12 protein-coding genes are annotated in these 14,538 nt (G+C 73.1%); 5 read left to right on the top strand and 7 right to left on the bottom strand.

Annotated elements, in window-relative coordinates:
- Positions 1-138: 138 nt before the first annotated feature.
- Positions 139-1,908, bottom strand: a complete 1,770-nt coding sequence (locus ACTT8P_RS01255) for a PucR family transcriptional regulator (protein ID WP_442829579.1) — start codon at positions 1,906-1,908, stop codon at positions 139-141.
- A gap of 178 nt (positions 1,909-2,086) precedes the next feature.
- On the opposite strand from ACTT8P_RS01255, the gene ACTT8P_RS01250 reads away from it, so the two are divergent.
- Entirely contained in the window at positions 2,087-3,289 is a 1,203-nt protein-coding gene (locus ACTT8P_RS01250) for an oxygenase MpaB family protein (RefSeq protein ID WP_442829578.1), read from the top strand.
- A 10-nt stretch (positions 3,290-3,299) separates the two neighbouring features.
- Here the strand turns inward: ACTT8P_RS01250 and ACTT8P_RS01245 are convergent, their stop codons facing one another.
- Positions 3,300-4,469 (bottom strand): TetR/AcrR family transcriptional regulator, encoded by a 1,170-nt coding sequence (locus ACTT8P_RS01245; RefSeq protein WP_442829577.1) that lies wholly within the window; start codon positions 4,467-4,469, stop codon positions 3,300-3,302.
- A gap of 52 nt (positions 4,470-4,521) precedes the next feature.
- Positions 4,522-5,664, bottom strand: coding sequence for an FAD-dependent oxidoreductase (locus ACTT8P_RS01240; protein ID WP_442829576.1), 1,143 nt, complete (start codon positions 5,662-5,664; stop codon positions 4,522-4,524).
- Positions 5,665-5,756: 92 nt separating this feature from the next.
- On the opposite strand from ACTT8P_RS01240, the gene ACTT8P_RS01235 reads away from it, so the two are divergent.
- Positions 5,757-6,353: a TetR/AcrR family transcriptional regulator gene (locus ACTT8P_RS01235; protein ID WP_442829575.1), complete on the top strand. Its 597-nt coding sequence runs from the start codon at positions 5,757-5,759 to the stop codon at positions 6,351-6,353.
- 32 nt (positions 6,354-6,385) lie between these two features.
- On the opposite strand, the gene ACTT8P_RS01230 is transcribed toward ACTT8P_RS01235, so the two are convergent.
- The 4 genes from ACTT8P_RS01230 to ACTT8P_RS01215 are packed head-to-tail and all read right to left on the bottom strand — an operon-like array spanning position 6,386 to position 11,040.
- Positions 6,386-7,450 (bottom strand): hypothetical protein, encoded by a 1,065-nt coding sequence (locus ACTT8P_RS01230; protein WP_442829574.1) that lies wholly within the window; start codon positions 7,448-7,450, stop codon positions 6,386-6,388.
- Positions 7,451-7,500: 50 nt separating this feature from the next.
- Positions 7,501-8,439, bottom strand: coding sequence for an N-acetylneuraminate synthase family protein (locus tag ACTT8P_RS01225; RefSeq protein WP_442829605.1), 939 nt, complete (start codon positions 8,437-8,439; stop codon positions 7,501-7,503).
- Positions 8,440-8,449: 10 nt separating this feature from the next.
- Positions 8,450-9,664 (bottom strand): cytidylyltransferase domain-containing protein, encoded by a 1,215-nt coding sequence (locus tag ACTT8P_RS01220; protein WP_442829573.1) that lies wholly within the window; start codon positions 9,662-9,664, stop codon positions 8,450-8,452.
- 53 nt (positions 9,665-9,717) lie between these two features.
- A complete protein-coding gene (locus ACTT8P_RS01215; protein ID WP_442829572.1) occupies positions 9,718-11,040 on the bottom strand; it encodes a DUF6716 putative glycosyltransferase in 1,323 nt (440 codons plus the stop codon).
- Between the two features lie 198 nt (positions 11,041-11,238).
- Here ACTT8P_RS01215 and ACTT8P_RS01210 point away from each other — a divergent pair, with 198 nt between their 5' ends.
- The 3 genes from ACTT8P_RS01210 to ACTT8P_RS01200 all read left to right on the top strand — a co-directional run bounded on the left by ACTT8P_RS01210 (position 11,239) and on the right by ACTT8P_RS01200 (position 14,512).
- A complete protein-coding gene (locus tag ACTT8P_RS01210; protein WP_442829571.1) occupies positions 11,239-12,219 on the top strand; it encodes a glycosyltransferase family 2 protein in 981 nt (326 codons plus the stop codon).
- Complete coding sequence (locus ACTT8P_RS01205) at positions 12,216-13,544, top strand: polysialyltransferase family glycosyltransferase (RefSeq protein WP_442829570.1); 1,329 nt, start codon at positions 12,216-12,218, stop codon at positions 13,542-13,544. Before ACTT8P_RS01210 ends, ACTT8P_RS01205 begins: the two co-directional genes overlap by 4 nt.
- Positions 13,545-13,669: 125 nt before the next feature.
- Entirely contained in the window at positions 13,670-14,512 is an 843-nt protein-coding gene (locus tag ACTT8P_RS01200) for an FkbM family methyltransferase (RefSeq protein ID WP_442829569.1), read from the top strand.
- Positions 14,513-14,538 lie beyond the last annotated feature (26 nt).

The following is a 14,538-nucleotide window of genomic DNA, read 5'->3' as shown; positions in this document are numbered from 1 at the left end:
CGGCACGGTGATCCGCTGTTTGTCCGGCCGGGAGATTTCCGGGGCCGTTCTCTGTCCGCCCGACCGATGCGCCGAGGGCGTTCGCAGTGTTCGGGCAGTACGTCAACGCGACTTGCGCATAAGTGAGTTGACTGAGCCTCAGTCCGTGGGGTCGACGTCCAGTCCCCGGCGCAGTTCCAGCGCGGTGATCAGCCGCTGCTCCGGGTCGTCGAGGTCGATCCCGGTCAGGTCCACCGCGCGGCGCACGCGGTAGCGCAGGGTGTTGGGGTGGACGTGCATGCGGGCGGCGACCGCGCGGACGTCCCCGAAGGCGTCGAGGTACCCGAGCAGCGAGGCGCACAGCTGCGAGCCGTGCCGGCGGTCGTGCGCGAGCAGCGGTTCCAGCGCGGGGTCGCGGATGTCGGGGCGCTCGCGCAGCAGTTCCAGGATGCGGTGCAGCACGACGGAGGCCCGGGCGTCCTGGTACGTGGCCACCGCGCGGTCGGGGTCCCGGGCGAGGACGGTCAGCACTCGGTCGGCCTCGGCGCGGGCGGCGGGCACGTCCGCGAGCCGGTCCACCGGGGCGGACACCGCCGCCTGGACCGGCGTACCGAGGTGCCGGCGCAGGGTGGCGACCAGTTCCGTGGTCCAGGCGGCGAGGGTCGCGCCGGTGTCGCGGGCCGCCGGGACGTCGCGGGTGTCACGGGTGTCACGGGTGCCTCGGGCGGTGTCACGGGTGTCACGGGTGTCACGGGTGCCTCGGGCGGCGTCACGGGTGCCTCGGGTGTCCCGGGTGTCACCGGTGTCCGGCGCGGTGTCCGGGACCAGCACGTACAGGCGGCCGTCCAGCCGGGCGGCGACCGCGGTGCGCCGGTGCGCGACCGCGTGCAGCGCGACCATGTCGGCGGTCCGGGCCCGGCGCAGCTCGGCCTCCGGGCCGCCGTCCCCGGCGGGCTCGCGCGGTTCGACGGCGATGACGGTGGCGCCGGTCCGCACCGCGATGCCGAGATGGCCGGCGAGCGAGGCCGGCGGCAGCCGGCCGGCCAGCAGACCGGCGGCGAGTTCCTCGCGCCGGCCGCCCTCCGCCGCCGTACCGCCCGGACCGCGGATCAGCAGCAGGGCGGCCAGCCGGGCCGCGCCGCGCAGCGCCTGCCCGGACTGCGCGGTGAGCGGGGTGCCGGTCTCCTGCACCCAGATGCTGCCCAGCAGCCGGCCGCCGGCCGTGATCCCGGCGGCCAGCCGGCGCCGGGTGCCGAGGTCCGGGCGCGGCGCCACCTCGACGACCTGTTCCGCGCGCAGCCGCTCGTAGACCCCGGCCGCGTCCAGCACCGCCAGGTACTGCGCGGGGCACGCCTGGCCGAGTATGGACAGCCGTCGGACGTCGTCGACCTGTTCGTCCGAGCGGGAGTAGGCCAGCACCCGGGACGCCGGGTCCTCCACCGACACCGCTCCCCCGGTCAGCGCGGCCAGCGTCTGGGCCAGCGAGAACAGGTCGCCGTGCGCCGCTCCGCGCCCCAGGTCGGGTGCGCGCCGCACACTGTCCACGACGGTCCGGGCGACGGTGTCCACCTGTTCCCAGCGGGCGCCGTCGCGCACGCCGAGCAGCGCGGTGCCCGACTCGGCGACCGCCTGCCGCAGTTCCTCCGCCGCCTCGGGGTCGTCCCCCATCCGAACGGCGACCGCGGCGGCCCCGGACCGGGCCGCCGCGATCAGCGCGCGCCGGGCGCCTTGGCCGCGGGCGCCGATGAGCAGCACGAGACAGTCCCGGTGGCCGGGTTCCGGCAGGGCGTCGGGCTCGGCGATGACGACGCCGGCCACCGTCCGGTCCAGTCCGCGCGGCGCGGCCAGCAGGTCGGCGAGGGCGCCGGACAGGGCGGGCAGGACGTGCCGCAGGAGAACGGGCGAGGGGGCGGCGGGGGCGCCGGACATGGCTGCTGGCTCTCCGTAGGCGGGCGTGGTGAGTCGTACGCCGGAGGATAGGCGACCGGTGCGGCGGCGGGACGCACGACCTCTGTCACCCCCATTGCCGACCGTGACACGCCTCGCTATGTTAACGAGAAATCACCTGGCTCTCACCATCCGTACCTTCGCAGAAGTGGGTAAGTGAATGCCAAATCTCGACAGACGCAGCGTCCTGTCCCTCGGTGTCGCGCTCGGCCTGGTGGGCGCGGCGGGCCCCGCCACCGGCTGGGCGTCGACGCGCTCGGGGACGAAAGCCGCCGCGGGCACCGGTCCGGAGTGGATCTGGGACGACGCGGCCGACCCCCTGATGGTCAAGATGCTCGACGGCGGCCACGTACCGGCGATCAACACCGCGTGGGCGGCGTGGGAGAACAACAACGATCCGCTGCCCGGCGGCCTGCCGGCCGAGTTCACGGCGTACCTGAAGCAGGTCAACCGGCTGCCGTCCTGGGCCGACCCCGCCAAACTCGCCCGCGCCGCCGACTTCAACCGGCGCCGGGACACGTACCTGTTCATGCTGTACGGCCTCGGCAGCGGCATCATGAGCACGGTGATCCCGCGCGAGGCCAAGAGCGTCTACTGGTCCGCGGGCGGCGCCGACATGCAGGACCGCGCGGCGAAGACGTTCACCTTCGGCTACGACCTGTCCCAGCTGGGCGCGTTCGAGCCGACCGGGCAGTTCGTGGTCACCGCCAACAAGACCCGCGTGGTGCACGCGGCCGTACGTCATCTGCTGCCGCAGTCGCCGCACTGGCGGGCGGTGGCCGACGAGGCGGTCCCGATCAGCGCCGCCGACATCCTGGTCACCTTCCACAGCCTGGGCACCTACGTGCACCGCAAGCTGCTCGACTGGAAGATCCCGTACCCGGCCGCCGACCAGGAGGCGTTCCTGCACTCCTGGCAGGTCGCCGTCCACCTGCTCGGCGTACCGGACGAGCACATCCCGGGGACCTGGGCGGCGGCCGAGCAGCAGGCGGCGCGGGTGCTCACCCCGATCCTCACCCCGTCCACCGAGGGCATCGCACTGGCCGGGGAACTGCTCGGCCTGACCGCGCAGATCGACCTCGGCGTCACCCGCGGCTTCCTCAACGAGTTCGTGCGCTACGTGCTGAGCGACCAGGTCGGCGACTGGCTGGGCCTGAAGCGGGACTACACCTCGGCGGCGCTGGTGCGTACCGTGTGGCCGGCGTTCATCCTGTTCCGGGAGGGGCTGTCGCCCGTCATGCCCGGCGCCTTCTACGTGTTCGACCAGTTCGTGCGGGCGCTGGCCATGCTGTTCCTCAACAAGGGCGCCTCCGCGACCACCACCGGCATCACCATCCCCACCGGCAACAGAGCGGCGGGCTGACCGCGCGCGTTCACAGGCCGAGGGCCCCCACGACCAGCGCGGTCACCGCGCCGCGGTGGTCGGGGCTGTCCCGCCACCCGAGCCGCCGCCCGGCCTCCACCCCCACCCCGAAACCCGCGTGCACCAGCACCCGGGCCCCCCGCGGGTCCAGCTCCGGCCGGGCCAGCCGCAACTGCTGCTCCCACACCGCGATGTGGTCCCGCTGGGCGAGCACCAGGGGCCGCCGCAGCTCCGGCGGCAGTCCGGCCACCTCACCGTCGGCGACGCTGTTCAGGGCGGTGTACTCGAAGCTGTAGGCCACGTACGCCGCCGCCAGCGCGCGCAGCGCGTCGTGCGGTGCGGCCACTCCGTGCAGGCTCCGGTCCACGCCCTGGGCCAGCAGTCCCGCCGCCTGGAGGCAGGCCGCCGCCAGGATGTCGGCCTTGCCGGCGTAGTGCCGGTAGAGCGCGGACGGGGCCAGCCCGACCGCCCGCGCGAGCTGTTCGTTGGTGACGCTGGCGAAGCCGTGCCGGGCGAACAGCGGGACGGCCGCCGCGAGGATCTCGGCGCGCCGGGTGCGCGGCACCGGCCGGTCCGGCAGTTCGACGGGGTGGGCGGCCGGCCGGTGCGCCGCGGGGTCGGTCGCGGCCACGCCCAGCGCGGACGCCGTCAGCAGGTCCTCGGCCCGGCGCGGGGCGATCGAGGTGGCGTGCATGGTGACGGACCCGATCGCGCCGAGCGCCGCCACCGCCCGCAGCCCCTCGTCGGGCCGCGGCAGCGGGTGCGCGCGCCGCACCGCGCCGTCGACCCGCCCGACGACGTGCCCGAACCTGGCCCGCAGTACCCGGCGGTCGACGCGGTTGAGGTACCGGGCCTCCCACCGGTAGAGGCCGCCCGCGGCGCGGTGCGCGACGGTGACCCGGCTGACCGCGGTGAGCACCCGCGGCAGTTCCGCGCCGGGCGGCACCTCGTCCACGGCGGCGACCAGCCGGTCCGCCAGGACGCCGGCGCACTCGGCGAACAGCGCGTACTTGTTGGGGAAGTGCCGGTACAGGGCCGCCGCGGTGATGCCGACGGCGGCGGCGATCTTCTCCATGGACGCCGCGTGGTAGCCGTGCTCACTGAAGACCCGGCCGGCCGCCTCGACGATGAGCTGCCTGCGGTTGCGGGGCCGAACGGCCGCGGTCGGCTCGGCGGTCACGACCGGACGGGCGGCTGCGGGGACGGGACCATGCCGATCAGTCAACCACACGTCACCCCTGGGTCCGAGGGCCCTCGGCATCGTCGTCGGCCACGGACAGCAGGTGCTCCGCGGCGCCCTCCAGGTGCCGGGCGCACTCCGCCGACCGGGGCAGCATCGTCTTCTCGTAACGCCGGACAGCATCCGCCACGGTGTCCGACTCGGCGAGCGCCGCGGCGAGTTCGGCGGCGTCGAGCATGGCGAGGTTGACCCCGACGCCGAGCGGCGGCATGAGGTGGGCGGCGTCGCCGAGCAGGGTGACCGCGGGGTCGGGCTCCCAGGTGTGCGGTACGGGCAGGGCGCGGATCGGGCGGTCGACGTACGGGCCGTCGTTGTCGGTGATCAGCCGCAGCAGCTCGGGCGACCAGCGGGCGTACCGTTCGAGCAGCAGGGCGCGGACGCCGGCGGTGTCCCGGGGCGTCAGACCGGCCGCGCGGAGCCAGTCGGCCGGGACGCGCTGGATCAGGTAGACGCGGATGTGGCCGCCGCCGTTGCGCTGGGCGAACATGGCCCGCTCCCCGTCCCGGACGTGCGCGCCGCCCTGGCCGACCAGTCCGGCGATCTCGGGGTGCCGGCGGTCCACGTCGTCGAACCACGCCTCCAGGAAACTCACGCCGCTGTACTCGGGTACGGCGTCGGAGACGGCCGGGCGCACCCGGGAGAAGGCCCCGTCGGCGCCGATCACCAGATCGGCCTCGACGGCGGACCCGTCGGTGAAGCGCAGCCGCCGGGGCCCGCCGGCCGGCCCGTCGACCGCGTCCAGGCCCTGCCCCCACCGCACGGTGCCGGGCGCCAGGGAACCGAGCAGCAGCTCGCGCAGCTGCCCGCGGTCGATCTCCGGCTTGAACATCTCGCCGGGTGCGGGGACGTGGTGGTCGGTGATGGCCCCCGTGAGGTCCAGTTGCCGCATCTCCTGCCCTTCGGGGCGGGCCAGGGCGAGGAACTCGTCCAGCAGACCGGCGGCGCGCAGGGCGAGTTGGCCGTTGTCGGCGTGCAGGTCCAGGGAGCCGCCCTGGTCGCGGGAGCCGGGGCCGGGCTCCCGGTCGTGGACGGTGACCGGGATGCCGTGCCGCTGGAGGACACGGGCGCAGGTCAGGCCGCCGGGACCGGCGCCGACGACGTGGATCCGGGCGTGAGAGGGATGCGGAGAGGTCATGGCACGACCGTAACCACAAAAGTGTAATCCGACAACTTTTTTACGAACTCAACAAAGCTACGGATGCCAGGCGCGCAGTTACACTGACGTCCATGCCCGAGCCCACACCCCCCGCCGCCGGCCGCCGTGAACGCAAGAAGGCGGCCACCCGGCAGGCCATCGCCGACGCCGCCCTCCGGCTCTTCCTGGAGCGCGGGTACGACCAGGTGAGCGTCCGGGACGTCGCCGAGGCCGCCGACGTATCGGTGACCACCGTGTTCAAGCACTTCAGCGGCAAGGAGGCGCTCGTCTTCGACCAGGAGGAGAGCACGGACGCCGTCCTGGTCGCCGCCGTGCGCGACCGCGCCCCGGGCACGACCGTCCCCGACGCCCTGCGGCAGCACGTGCTCGACACCTGGTTGCCGATCGCGGAACATCCGCGGCGGGTGGAGTTCAACCGGCTGGTGGACACCACCCCGGCGCTGCGCGCGTACGCGGAACGCATGTGGGTCCGGCACACCGACACCCTGGCCGCGGCCATCGCCGACGAGTTCGGCGTGGCACACGGCCATCTCGCCTGCACGGCCCTGGCCCGGTTCACCCTGGACGTCCCGGCCCTCGCCCAGGGCCGGCCGGATCACCGGGCGGCGGTGGAGGAGATCTTCGGCATCCTCACCAACGGCTGGCGACCGCCCGAGCCGACCGACTGAGTCCGGGCGGCTGAGTCCGGGCGGCCCCGCCGTCAGACCCCCGGCACCGCCAGCAACCGCTCCACTCCCCGCGCCGTCCCCGTCACGCCGTCCAGGAAGCCCTGGGCCCGGGGGGACGCGCCCTGGGTGAGCCAGGCCGGGTCGATGTCGCAGACCGCGACGGTGACCTCCGTGCCGGCCAGGGCCAGGGGCAGGGTGTGGACCACCGTGGACGGGAAGCTCAGGATCGTGCGGCCGACCGGGCCGCGGCGGGCGATCAGTTCCAGGGGGAGGTCGGGGCGGACCACCTCCAGGCCGGTCTCCACGGCCAGCCGGTGGAGTTTCTCGGTGGTCTCGCGGCGGTGGGCGAAGTAGCGGGTGGCGCCGTGGGTCTTGGCCAGACGGCGGACCGCGTCCAGGTAGGCGTCGGCGTCCACGACACCGGTCTCGACGAGGGAGGTGCCGACCATGTCGGCGCCCTTGGTGATGCGCGGCGGGCCGAAGCGGGCGCGGGTCCAGGCGAAGGAGTGCGGGGTGACCGTCACACCGTCCGGGACCTCGGTGATCGGCATGGAGGAGAAGACCTCCACCTGGCGGCCCCGGGACGGGGTCAGCCGGCGCCGGGCCGAGGCGGAGACCGGCGCGAAGAGCAGGTCGCGGGGGCCGAGCCGGCGGCCCTTGCGGTGCCAGCGGACCAGGCGTTCGCCGCGGGCCAGCTGCCCGACGAACTCCATCGTGGCCGTGCCGTCGTCGACGACGACCAGTTCGCGGGCGCGGGTGATGGTCAGCAGCAGTTGTACGTAGCGGGAGAACGGGTCGCCCATGACGATCCGTTCGGCGCGGCGGAGCAGGCCCGCCAGGCCCCCGACCGTGCGGAAGGGGGCCGAGGCCCCGCCCCGCGCCTCTTCCCAGCGGACCTCGTGACCGTCCTCGCGGGCCAGCTCCGACATGCGGCGGAGCTGGCCCCGGGTCATGGGGTCCACGGGCGACAGGACGACGAGGGTGAGCCCCGTCCAGGGGGCGCGGGTGTGCGCCCACTCCAGCACGTTCAGGAGCTGTACCGGACTCTCGACGAAGGCGAGAGTGTGGGGGCCGGCATTCCCGGCGCGGGGGCTCATCGGCTGTACGACCGTCCCGTCTTGGGCGTGGGGTGGGGTGGCGGCGCGGGTCAGACGGTGACCGGCTCGCCGGCCGCGGCGGCGATCTCCGCCTCGGCGACCACGCCGGTGACGCGGCGCAGCTTCTTCATCGGGCCGAGCTCCGACTCGTAGACCTTCTTGACGCCGTCGCCGAGGGACGCCTCGATGGTGCGGATGTCGCGGACCAGGCGGACCAGGCCCTGCGGCTCGACGGAGGCGGCCTGGTCGGAGCCCCACATGGCGCGGTCCAGGGTGATGTGCCGCTCCACGAAGGTGGCGCCGAGGGCGACGGCGGCGAGCGTGGTCTGCAGGCCCGTCTCGTGGCCGGAGTAGCCGATCGGGACGTTCGGGTACTCCTGCTGGAGGGTGTTGATGACGCGCAGGTTCAGCTCCTCGGCGACGGAGGGGTACGTCGACGTCGCGTGGCACATGAGGATGTTGTCCGAGCCGAGGACCTCGACCGCGTGGCGGATCTGCTTCGGCGTCGACATGCCGGTGGAGAGGATGATCGTGCGGCCGGTGGCGCGCAGGGCGCGCAGCAGCTCGTCGTCGGTCAGCGAGGCGGAGGCCACCTTGTGGGCGGGGACGTCGAACTTCTCCAGGAAGGCGACGGCCTCGGTGTCCCACGGGGAGGCGAACCAGTCGATGTTCTTGGACTTGCAGTACTCGTCGATCTGGCGGTACTCGTCCTCGCCGAACTCCACGCGGTGCCGGTAGTCGATGTACGTCATCCGGCCCCAGGGGGTGTCCCGCTCGATGTCCCACTGGTCGCGCGGGGTGCAGATCTCCGGGGTGCGCTTCTGGAACTTGACGCCGTCGCAGCCGGCCTCGGCGGCCGCGTCGATCAGCTTGAAGGCGTTCTCCAGCTCGCCGTTGTGGTTGATGCCGATCTCGCCGCAGATGTAGACGGGGCGGCCCGGACCGGCCTCGCGGGTACCGAAGGTGCGGATACGGGAGTTGCTCATCAGAGGGGTTTCCTTACTTGGTGAGGGTGTCGAGAGAGGGGCCGAGCAGCCAGCCGGCGATCTCCCGGATCGCGCCGGAACCGCCGTGCACGGTGGTGACCGCGCGGGCGGCGCCGCGTACGACGTCATGGGCGCCGGCGACCGCGACCGGCCAGCCGACGAGGTGGAAGCAGGGCAGGTCGTTGACGTCGTTGCCGACGTAGAGCACCCGCTCGGGGGCGATGCCCTGTTCCTCGCACCACTGCTTCAGGGCGAGGTCCTTGCGGTCGACGCCGTGCAGCACCGGGATCCGGAGCTTGCGGGCGCGGGCCGCGACGACGGGGTTGACCTCGGTGGACAGGATCAGCAGCGGCAGCCCGGACTTGCGCAGGGCGCCGATGCCGAGGCCGTCGCCGCGGTGCACGGAGACGAACTCGCGGCCGTCGGAGTCGATCAGCACCCGGTCGTCGGTCTGGGTGCCGTCGAAGTCCAGGACCACCGCGTCGATGTCGGCGGCGGTGGGGAGGGCGCCCGGCCGGGCGCCGTCGAAAAGAGGGGCGAGTGCGCGGGCCCGGGCCAGGTCGTGCGGGTCGTCGATCTCCAGGACCCGGGCCGGGTCGGTGCGCACCAGCTCGGTGCGGCCGAAGAAGCGGTGGCCGTGGGTGCGGAAGCCGGCCGCGTCCATCGCGTAGGCGGCGCCGGTCTCCAGGAAGTCCTGCGGGCGGTCCTGGCGGCGCGGGCGGTAGGACTTGTCGTGGTTGACGCCGTGGCTCCCGTCGGTGCTCTCGTCGCCGTCCCGCCAGACGAAGCCGTGGAACGGGGCGACCGTGACGGCGGTGTCCGCGCCGCCCTCGACCACCGCGCCGGCCACCCCGTCGATGTCCTCGCGGACGAGGAACGGGCTGGTGCACTGCACCAGCAGCACCGCGTCGACCGAGGCGCCGTGCGCCGCCTCGTGGGCGTCCAGGGCGTGCCGCACCGCGGCCTCGGAGGTGGCCGTGTCCCCGGCGATCGCGGCGGGCCGCAGAACCACCTCGGCGCCGGCCTGCCGGGCGGCGGCGGCGATCGCCTGGTCGTCGGTGGAGACGGCGACGTCGGTCACCAGCCGGGTGGCCAGGCACTCGCGCACCGCCCGGACCACCAGCGGAACGCCGCCCACGGGGGCCAGGTTCTTCGCGGGTACGCCCTTGGAGCCGCCGCGGGCGGGAATGACCGCGAGCACGCGGCGCACCGGTTGCGGATCGGACATGAGGTGTACCTCTCGGTCGGGGGTCGGGGCGGGTTCATCCGCGTGATGGCGGCTCACAGTTCGCCCATTCGCCGGATGACGGGCGCCACCCGCTGCACGCCGTGCCGGTAGGCGCCGCGGGCCGCGCGGCGCACCACCTGCCGGACCGGTCCTGGCTCCTTGTCGGCGGCGGGCGCGCCGGGCAGCGGCCTGCCGTCGGGGGCGAGGTGGTGCCGGGCGAGGATGCCGGGCAGGTAGCCGGGGGCGGTGACGGGTGTGTAGTACGGGGTGAGCGGGGGCCGGCCGCCGGGGCGGGCCAGCAGCTTGGCGATGCGTTCGCGGGCGGCGTCGAAGGCGGTGTCGTAGGAGCCGTCCGCCGCCACCCCCTGCCGGGCCACCCAGTCCGGGTCGGCGACCGGCCGGTGGCCCTCGTCGAGCTGGTCCCAGGAGGCCAGGCAGCCGGATCCGACGAAGTGGTGGTTGCCGAGCGCCTCGCGCACCCCGAGGTCGGTGAGGACCACGGTCGGGATGCGGCGGTGCAGCGACTCCAGGGCGGCCGTCGAGCTGATGGTGACCAGCAGGTCGGTGGTGTCCAGGACCTCGCCCATGTTCCCGTAGCGCAGCGCGAAGTTGGGCGGCGGATCGGCCTTCTGGACCAGCTTCTGGTACGGCAGTTCCTCGATGTGGGTGGTGTGCTCGCCGGGCTTGGAGCGCAGCTTGAGCACGACCTGCCGCTCGGGGTGCTTGCGGGCGTGCTTGATCAGCCGGTTCAGCAGGTACGTACGGTCCTTGCGGCTGTCCGGCACCGAGGGCTGGGCGGCGAAGACCACCGTGTACGGGTCGTGCTCGCCGGTGTAGGGGGCACCGCCGAGGAACGGCAGCGCGACCTCGGTGACCGAGTCGGCGTCGGCGCCGACCCCCTCGTAGACGGCCCGGAACCGGTCCGCGTCCTGGCGGGAGTTGGCGAGCACCAGGTCCGCGCCGTGCCGCAGCAGCAGGCCGTCGGCGAGCTTCTCGTAGACCACGCCGACGTAACCGGTGACGACCACCGGCCGCTCCGCGCGGTCGGACCAGACCCGGCCCAGACCGTGCAGCATGGCCTGGACGCCGCCGCCGACCAGGGCGAGGACGACCAGGTCGTACTCCTTCTCGCCCATCGCGCGCAGGAACTCCACCGAGGTCACCTCGGCGAGGGCGTCCGCCGTGACGCCGACCTCGCCGAGCTGGCGGGGGGTCGGGGTGGCGCGGCCGCGCAGCAGGTAGCCGTCGAGGCGGATGTCCGTATCGTGGGTGGTCGTGGGGGCGATGCGGCTCGCGGTGAGCGCGCCCCACTTCCACCGGGTGTCGGAATCCGCGAGGACCGCGACCCGCAGGGCCTTCGTTGCACTTACTGGCACAACGAAGACGCTAGGAAGCGATTTCGAGGAACCGCCCAACCACAACACAACAAACGGTTAACAGCAGACCGCCGAATGACGAAGTGGCACGTCCACAGCTCGAAAAAAGGTTCGCGTCACTGCTTCGCCACATGGCGTTCACCCGGTATCAAGGTCCGGGTAAATCGACAGGCCGGGCCGCCCCCTAACGTCCGGGGTGTGCCAAAGCTCTCCGTCATCGTGCCGTTCTACAACGTGCGCCAATACGTCCCCGATGCCCTGCGGAGTCTGCGCGCCAACGCACGCGACGACTTCGAGTTCATTCTCGTCGACGACCGCTCCACCGACGGGACCGCCGACCTCCTCGCCCGCGCGGAGCCGGAGCTGCCGGGGGCGGTGCTGGTCAGACACGAAGTGAACGGCGGTCTGGCGACCGCGCGCAACACCGGCATCGACGCCGCCCGCGGGGAGTACCTGACCTTCCTGGACGGCGACGACTGGCTGGCCCCCGGCTACTACCAGCGGCTGCTCGCCGTCATCGAGACGCTGGGCTGCGACTTCGTGCGCACCGACCATGTGCAGTGCACGGCGCGGGCCCGCACCGTGCACCGGGTGCCGCACGGCCGCCGGAACACGGTGCTGCGCCCGCGCGACGCGATCCTGCCCGCCCACCGCACCACCTCCGTCGACTACGCCTACGCGTGGGCCGGGATCTACCACCGCCGGCTGATCGACCGCGGCCTGCTGCACTTCACCGACGGACTGCGCACCGCCGAGGACCGGCCCTGGATCTGGAAGCTGCACCGGGAGGCGGAGTCCTTCGCGGTGACCAGTGAGCTCGGCGTCTTCTACCGGCGCGGGGTGGCCTCCTCGCTCACCCAGATCGGTGACGCCCGCCAGCTCGACTTCATCCGCGCCTTCGACCAGGTGATCGAGGAGACCGCCGGTGACCCCGACGCGGCGGCCCTGCTGCCGAAGGCCGTGCGCACGTACTGCGCGATCATTTCCCATCATCTCGGCTCCATCGAGAGGTTCGAGGCACCCGTGGCCCGCACACTGAAGGAGATGAGCACCGCCGCGCTGCGCCGGATGCCGCAGCCGGTGCTCGACGACGCGCTGGCGTCGATGGACGCCGAGCGGGCCGGTAAGCTGCGCCGGCTGCGCCGCCGTTCCGCCCAGGCCCCGGAGGTGGCGGCGTGACCACGCAGATCTTCATGGCGTCCACGCTGTACGGCACCGCCACGCTGGCCGCCGCGCTGGACGCGGGCTGCTTCGAGCCGTCCGACCGGCGCATCCTGCTGGTGTCGAACAACGCGATGACGCCCGAGACCACGCCGGCCGTGGACCAGATGCCCGGCTTCGAGCGGCTGCGGTCCCGGTTCGACGAGGTGGTCTCCTGGAACGAGGCGATCTTCCCGTTCCACCCGGGCGCCTGGGCGCCCCGTCCGGACGACATCCCGATGTGGGAGCGGTATCTGCGGCTGGCCTGGAAGCTGGGCGACGACGACCTCGCGCTCGCCGTCGAGTCGATCCAGGTCAACCCGGCGCTCGGGGTGGCGCAGATCCTCACCGACGCGCCGCTCACCGTCTACGCGGACGGCCTGATGAGCTACGGCCCGACCCGCAACAAGCTCGACCCGCTGGTCGGCACCCGGGTGGAGCGGCTGCTCCACCTGGACCTGGTGCCGGGGCTGCGCCCGCTGCTGCTCACCGAGTTCGGCGTCGCACCCGAGGTGGTGCCGACCGGCGCGTTCACCAAGGTGCTGGCCGAACTGGTCGACACCGGCGCCGACCTGCCCCGTATCGAGGAACCCGCGCTGCTGCTCGGCCAGTACCTCTCGGCGCTGAAGATCCTCACCGCCGAGCAGGAGGAGGAGCTGCACGTACGGATGCTGAAGGGCGCCGTCGAACTCGGCCACACGCGGGTGGTGTTCAAGCCGCACCCCACCGCGCCGGCCCGCTTCACCCACACCCTAGAGGAGACCGCCGAGCGGCTCGGCGTGGACCTCACCGTGCTGGACACGCCGGTGCTGGCCGAGGTGCTGTACCAGCGGATGCGCCCGGCGCTGGTGGTCGGCTGCTTCTCCACCGCGCTGCTGACCGCGTCCGCGCTGTACGGCCTGCCGGTGGCCCGGATCGGCACGGACACCCTGCTGGACCGGCTGACGCCGTTCGAGAACAGCAACCGGATGCCCGTCACCATCGTCGACGCGGTACTGCCGGACCTCGCCGACGCCGCGGCGGTCACCGAGCGCCGTCCCGGCCTGGACACCGACGCCCTGGCGGACCTGGTGCGGGCGGTCGGCTTCACCATGCAGCCGCGGATACTGCCCCAGCTGCGCCCGGAGGCGGAGACGTACCTGTCGACCCGGCTGGACGAGCGCACCTGGCGCTACTTCAAGAAGAAGCGGCTGACCTCGCTGGGCCTGCCCGGCGGGGTCCCCGCCCAGCTGGGCTCCCTGACCCGCAACGCGACGGTCCGGCGGGTGGCCCGCAGTCTGCGGCGGCGGGTGGTACGCCGCTGAAACCGACCGGCCCGCGAACACGGAATGTCGACCAGGGAAACACCGGCCGCATGCGGTATTTCCCTGGCGATCATTCACTTCCGAATAGCTGTTCCATGCCGCGTTCCCCGCCCTACGATCGCGGAATGCGAATAGCCCAGCTCGAAGAAACCAACGCCCGGATGCTGGCCCACGCACCAACGGTCCGCCCGGTGTCCACCGGCGACATCATCCGTACCCACCGCAAGAAATTCCCGTACCGGGGGCTGGCCGAGATCGACTCCCCGCACTGCCCGCCGTTCGTCATGCTCTGTGTCAATGACGACGCGGTGGCCCTCGACACCCTGTGGAACGGGGCGTTCGGCTACGAGCCCGGCTCGCTGGCCACCTGGGCCCGGCTGGCCGCGAGCAGCGGCACGATCGCCGACGTCGGCGCGCACGTCGGATACTTCTCGATGATCGCCGCGCTGGCCAACCCGAAGGCCAAGGTGCACGCGTTCGAACCGGTGGACGAGGTGCACGCCCGGCTCGCGGTGAACCTCCGGCTGAACAACGTGCAGAACGTCAAGCGGCACCAGGCGGGCGTGTCCAGCGAGCCGGGCTGGGCCGAGATCAGCGTCCGCTTCGCCGGGAACCTGCTGTCGACCGGATCGTCCCTGGAGCACGCCGCCGACGACGCCCAGTTGAAGCGCATTCAACTGCTCACGCTGGACGACATGTTCGGCCACACCAAGCTGGACCTGGTCAAGATCGACGTCGAGGGCCACGAGATGTCGGTGCTGCGCGGCGCCCGGCAGGTGTTCAAACGCGACCGGCCGACGGTGATGCTGGAGGCCCTGGTGGGCGCCTCGCTGGACCCGCTGCTCGAGGAGTTCCTCCCGCTCGGCTACGAGTGCCACTGGGTGGCCGAGGCCGACGGCGCGCTGATCCCGTGCGCCGCGCCGCGCCCGCGCGGCACCCGGAACCTGCTGTTCACGCCGCTGGACTAGGTCCGGCGGGCCCCCGCCGCCACGGG

The sequence above is a fragment of the Streptomyces sp. JW3 genome, assembly GCF_052216785.1.
Taxonomy (GTDB): Bacteria; Actinomycetota; Actinomycetes; order Streptomycetales; family Streptomycetaceae; genus Streptomyces.
This window is presented reverse-complemented; position numbering and strand designations above follow the sequence as displayed.

Bases quoted from the DNA above. Each gene is read 5' to 3' on its own strand.
- ACTT8P_RS01255 (WP_442829579.1), bottom strand. From the start codon at position 1,908: ATGTCCGGCGCCCCCGCCGCCCCCTCGCCCGTTCTCCTGCGGCACGTC.
- ACTT8P_RS01250 (WP_442829578.1), top strand. From the start codon at position 2,087: ATGCCAAATCTCGACAGACGCAGCGTCCTGTCCCTCGGTGTCGCGCTC.
- ACTT8P_RS01240 (WP_442829576.1), bottom strand. From the start codon at position 5,664: ATGACCTCTCCGCATCCCTCTCACGCCCGGATCCACGTCGTCGGCGCC.
- ACTT8P_RS01235 (WP_442829575.1), top strand. From the start codon at position 5,757: ATGCCCGAGCCCACACCCCCCGCCGCCGGCCGCCGTGAACGCAAGAAG.
- ACTT8P_RS01230 (WP_442829574.1), bottom strand. From the start codon at position 7,450: ATGAGCCCCCGCGCCGGGAATGCCGGCCCCCACACTCTCGCCTTCGTC.
- ACTT8P_RS01220 (WP_442829573.1), bottom strand. From the start codon at position 9,664: ATGTCCGATCCGCAACCGGTGCGCCGCGTGCTCGCGGTCATTCCCGCC.
- ACTT8P_RS01200 (WP_442829569.1), top strand. From the start codon at position 13,670: ATGCGAATAGCCCAGCTCGAAGAAACCAACGCCCGGATGCTGGCCCAC.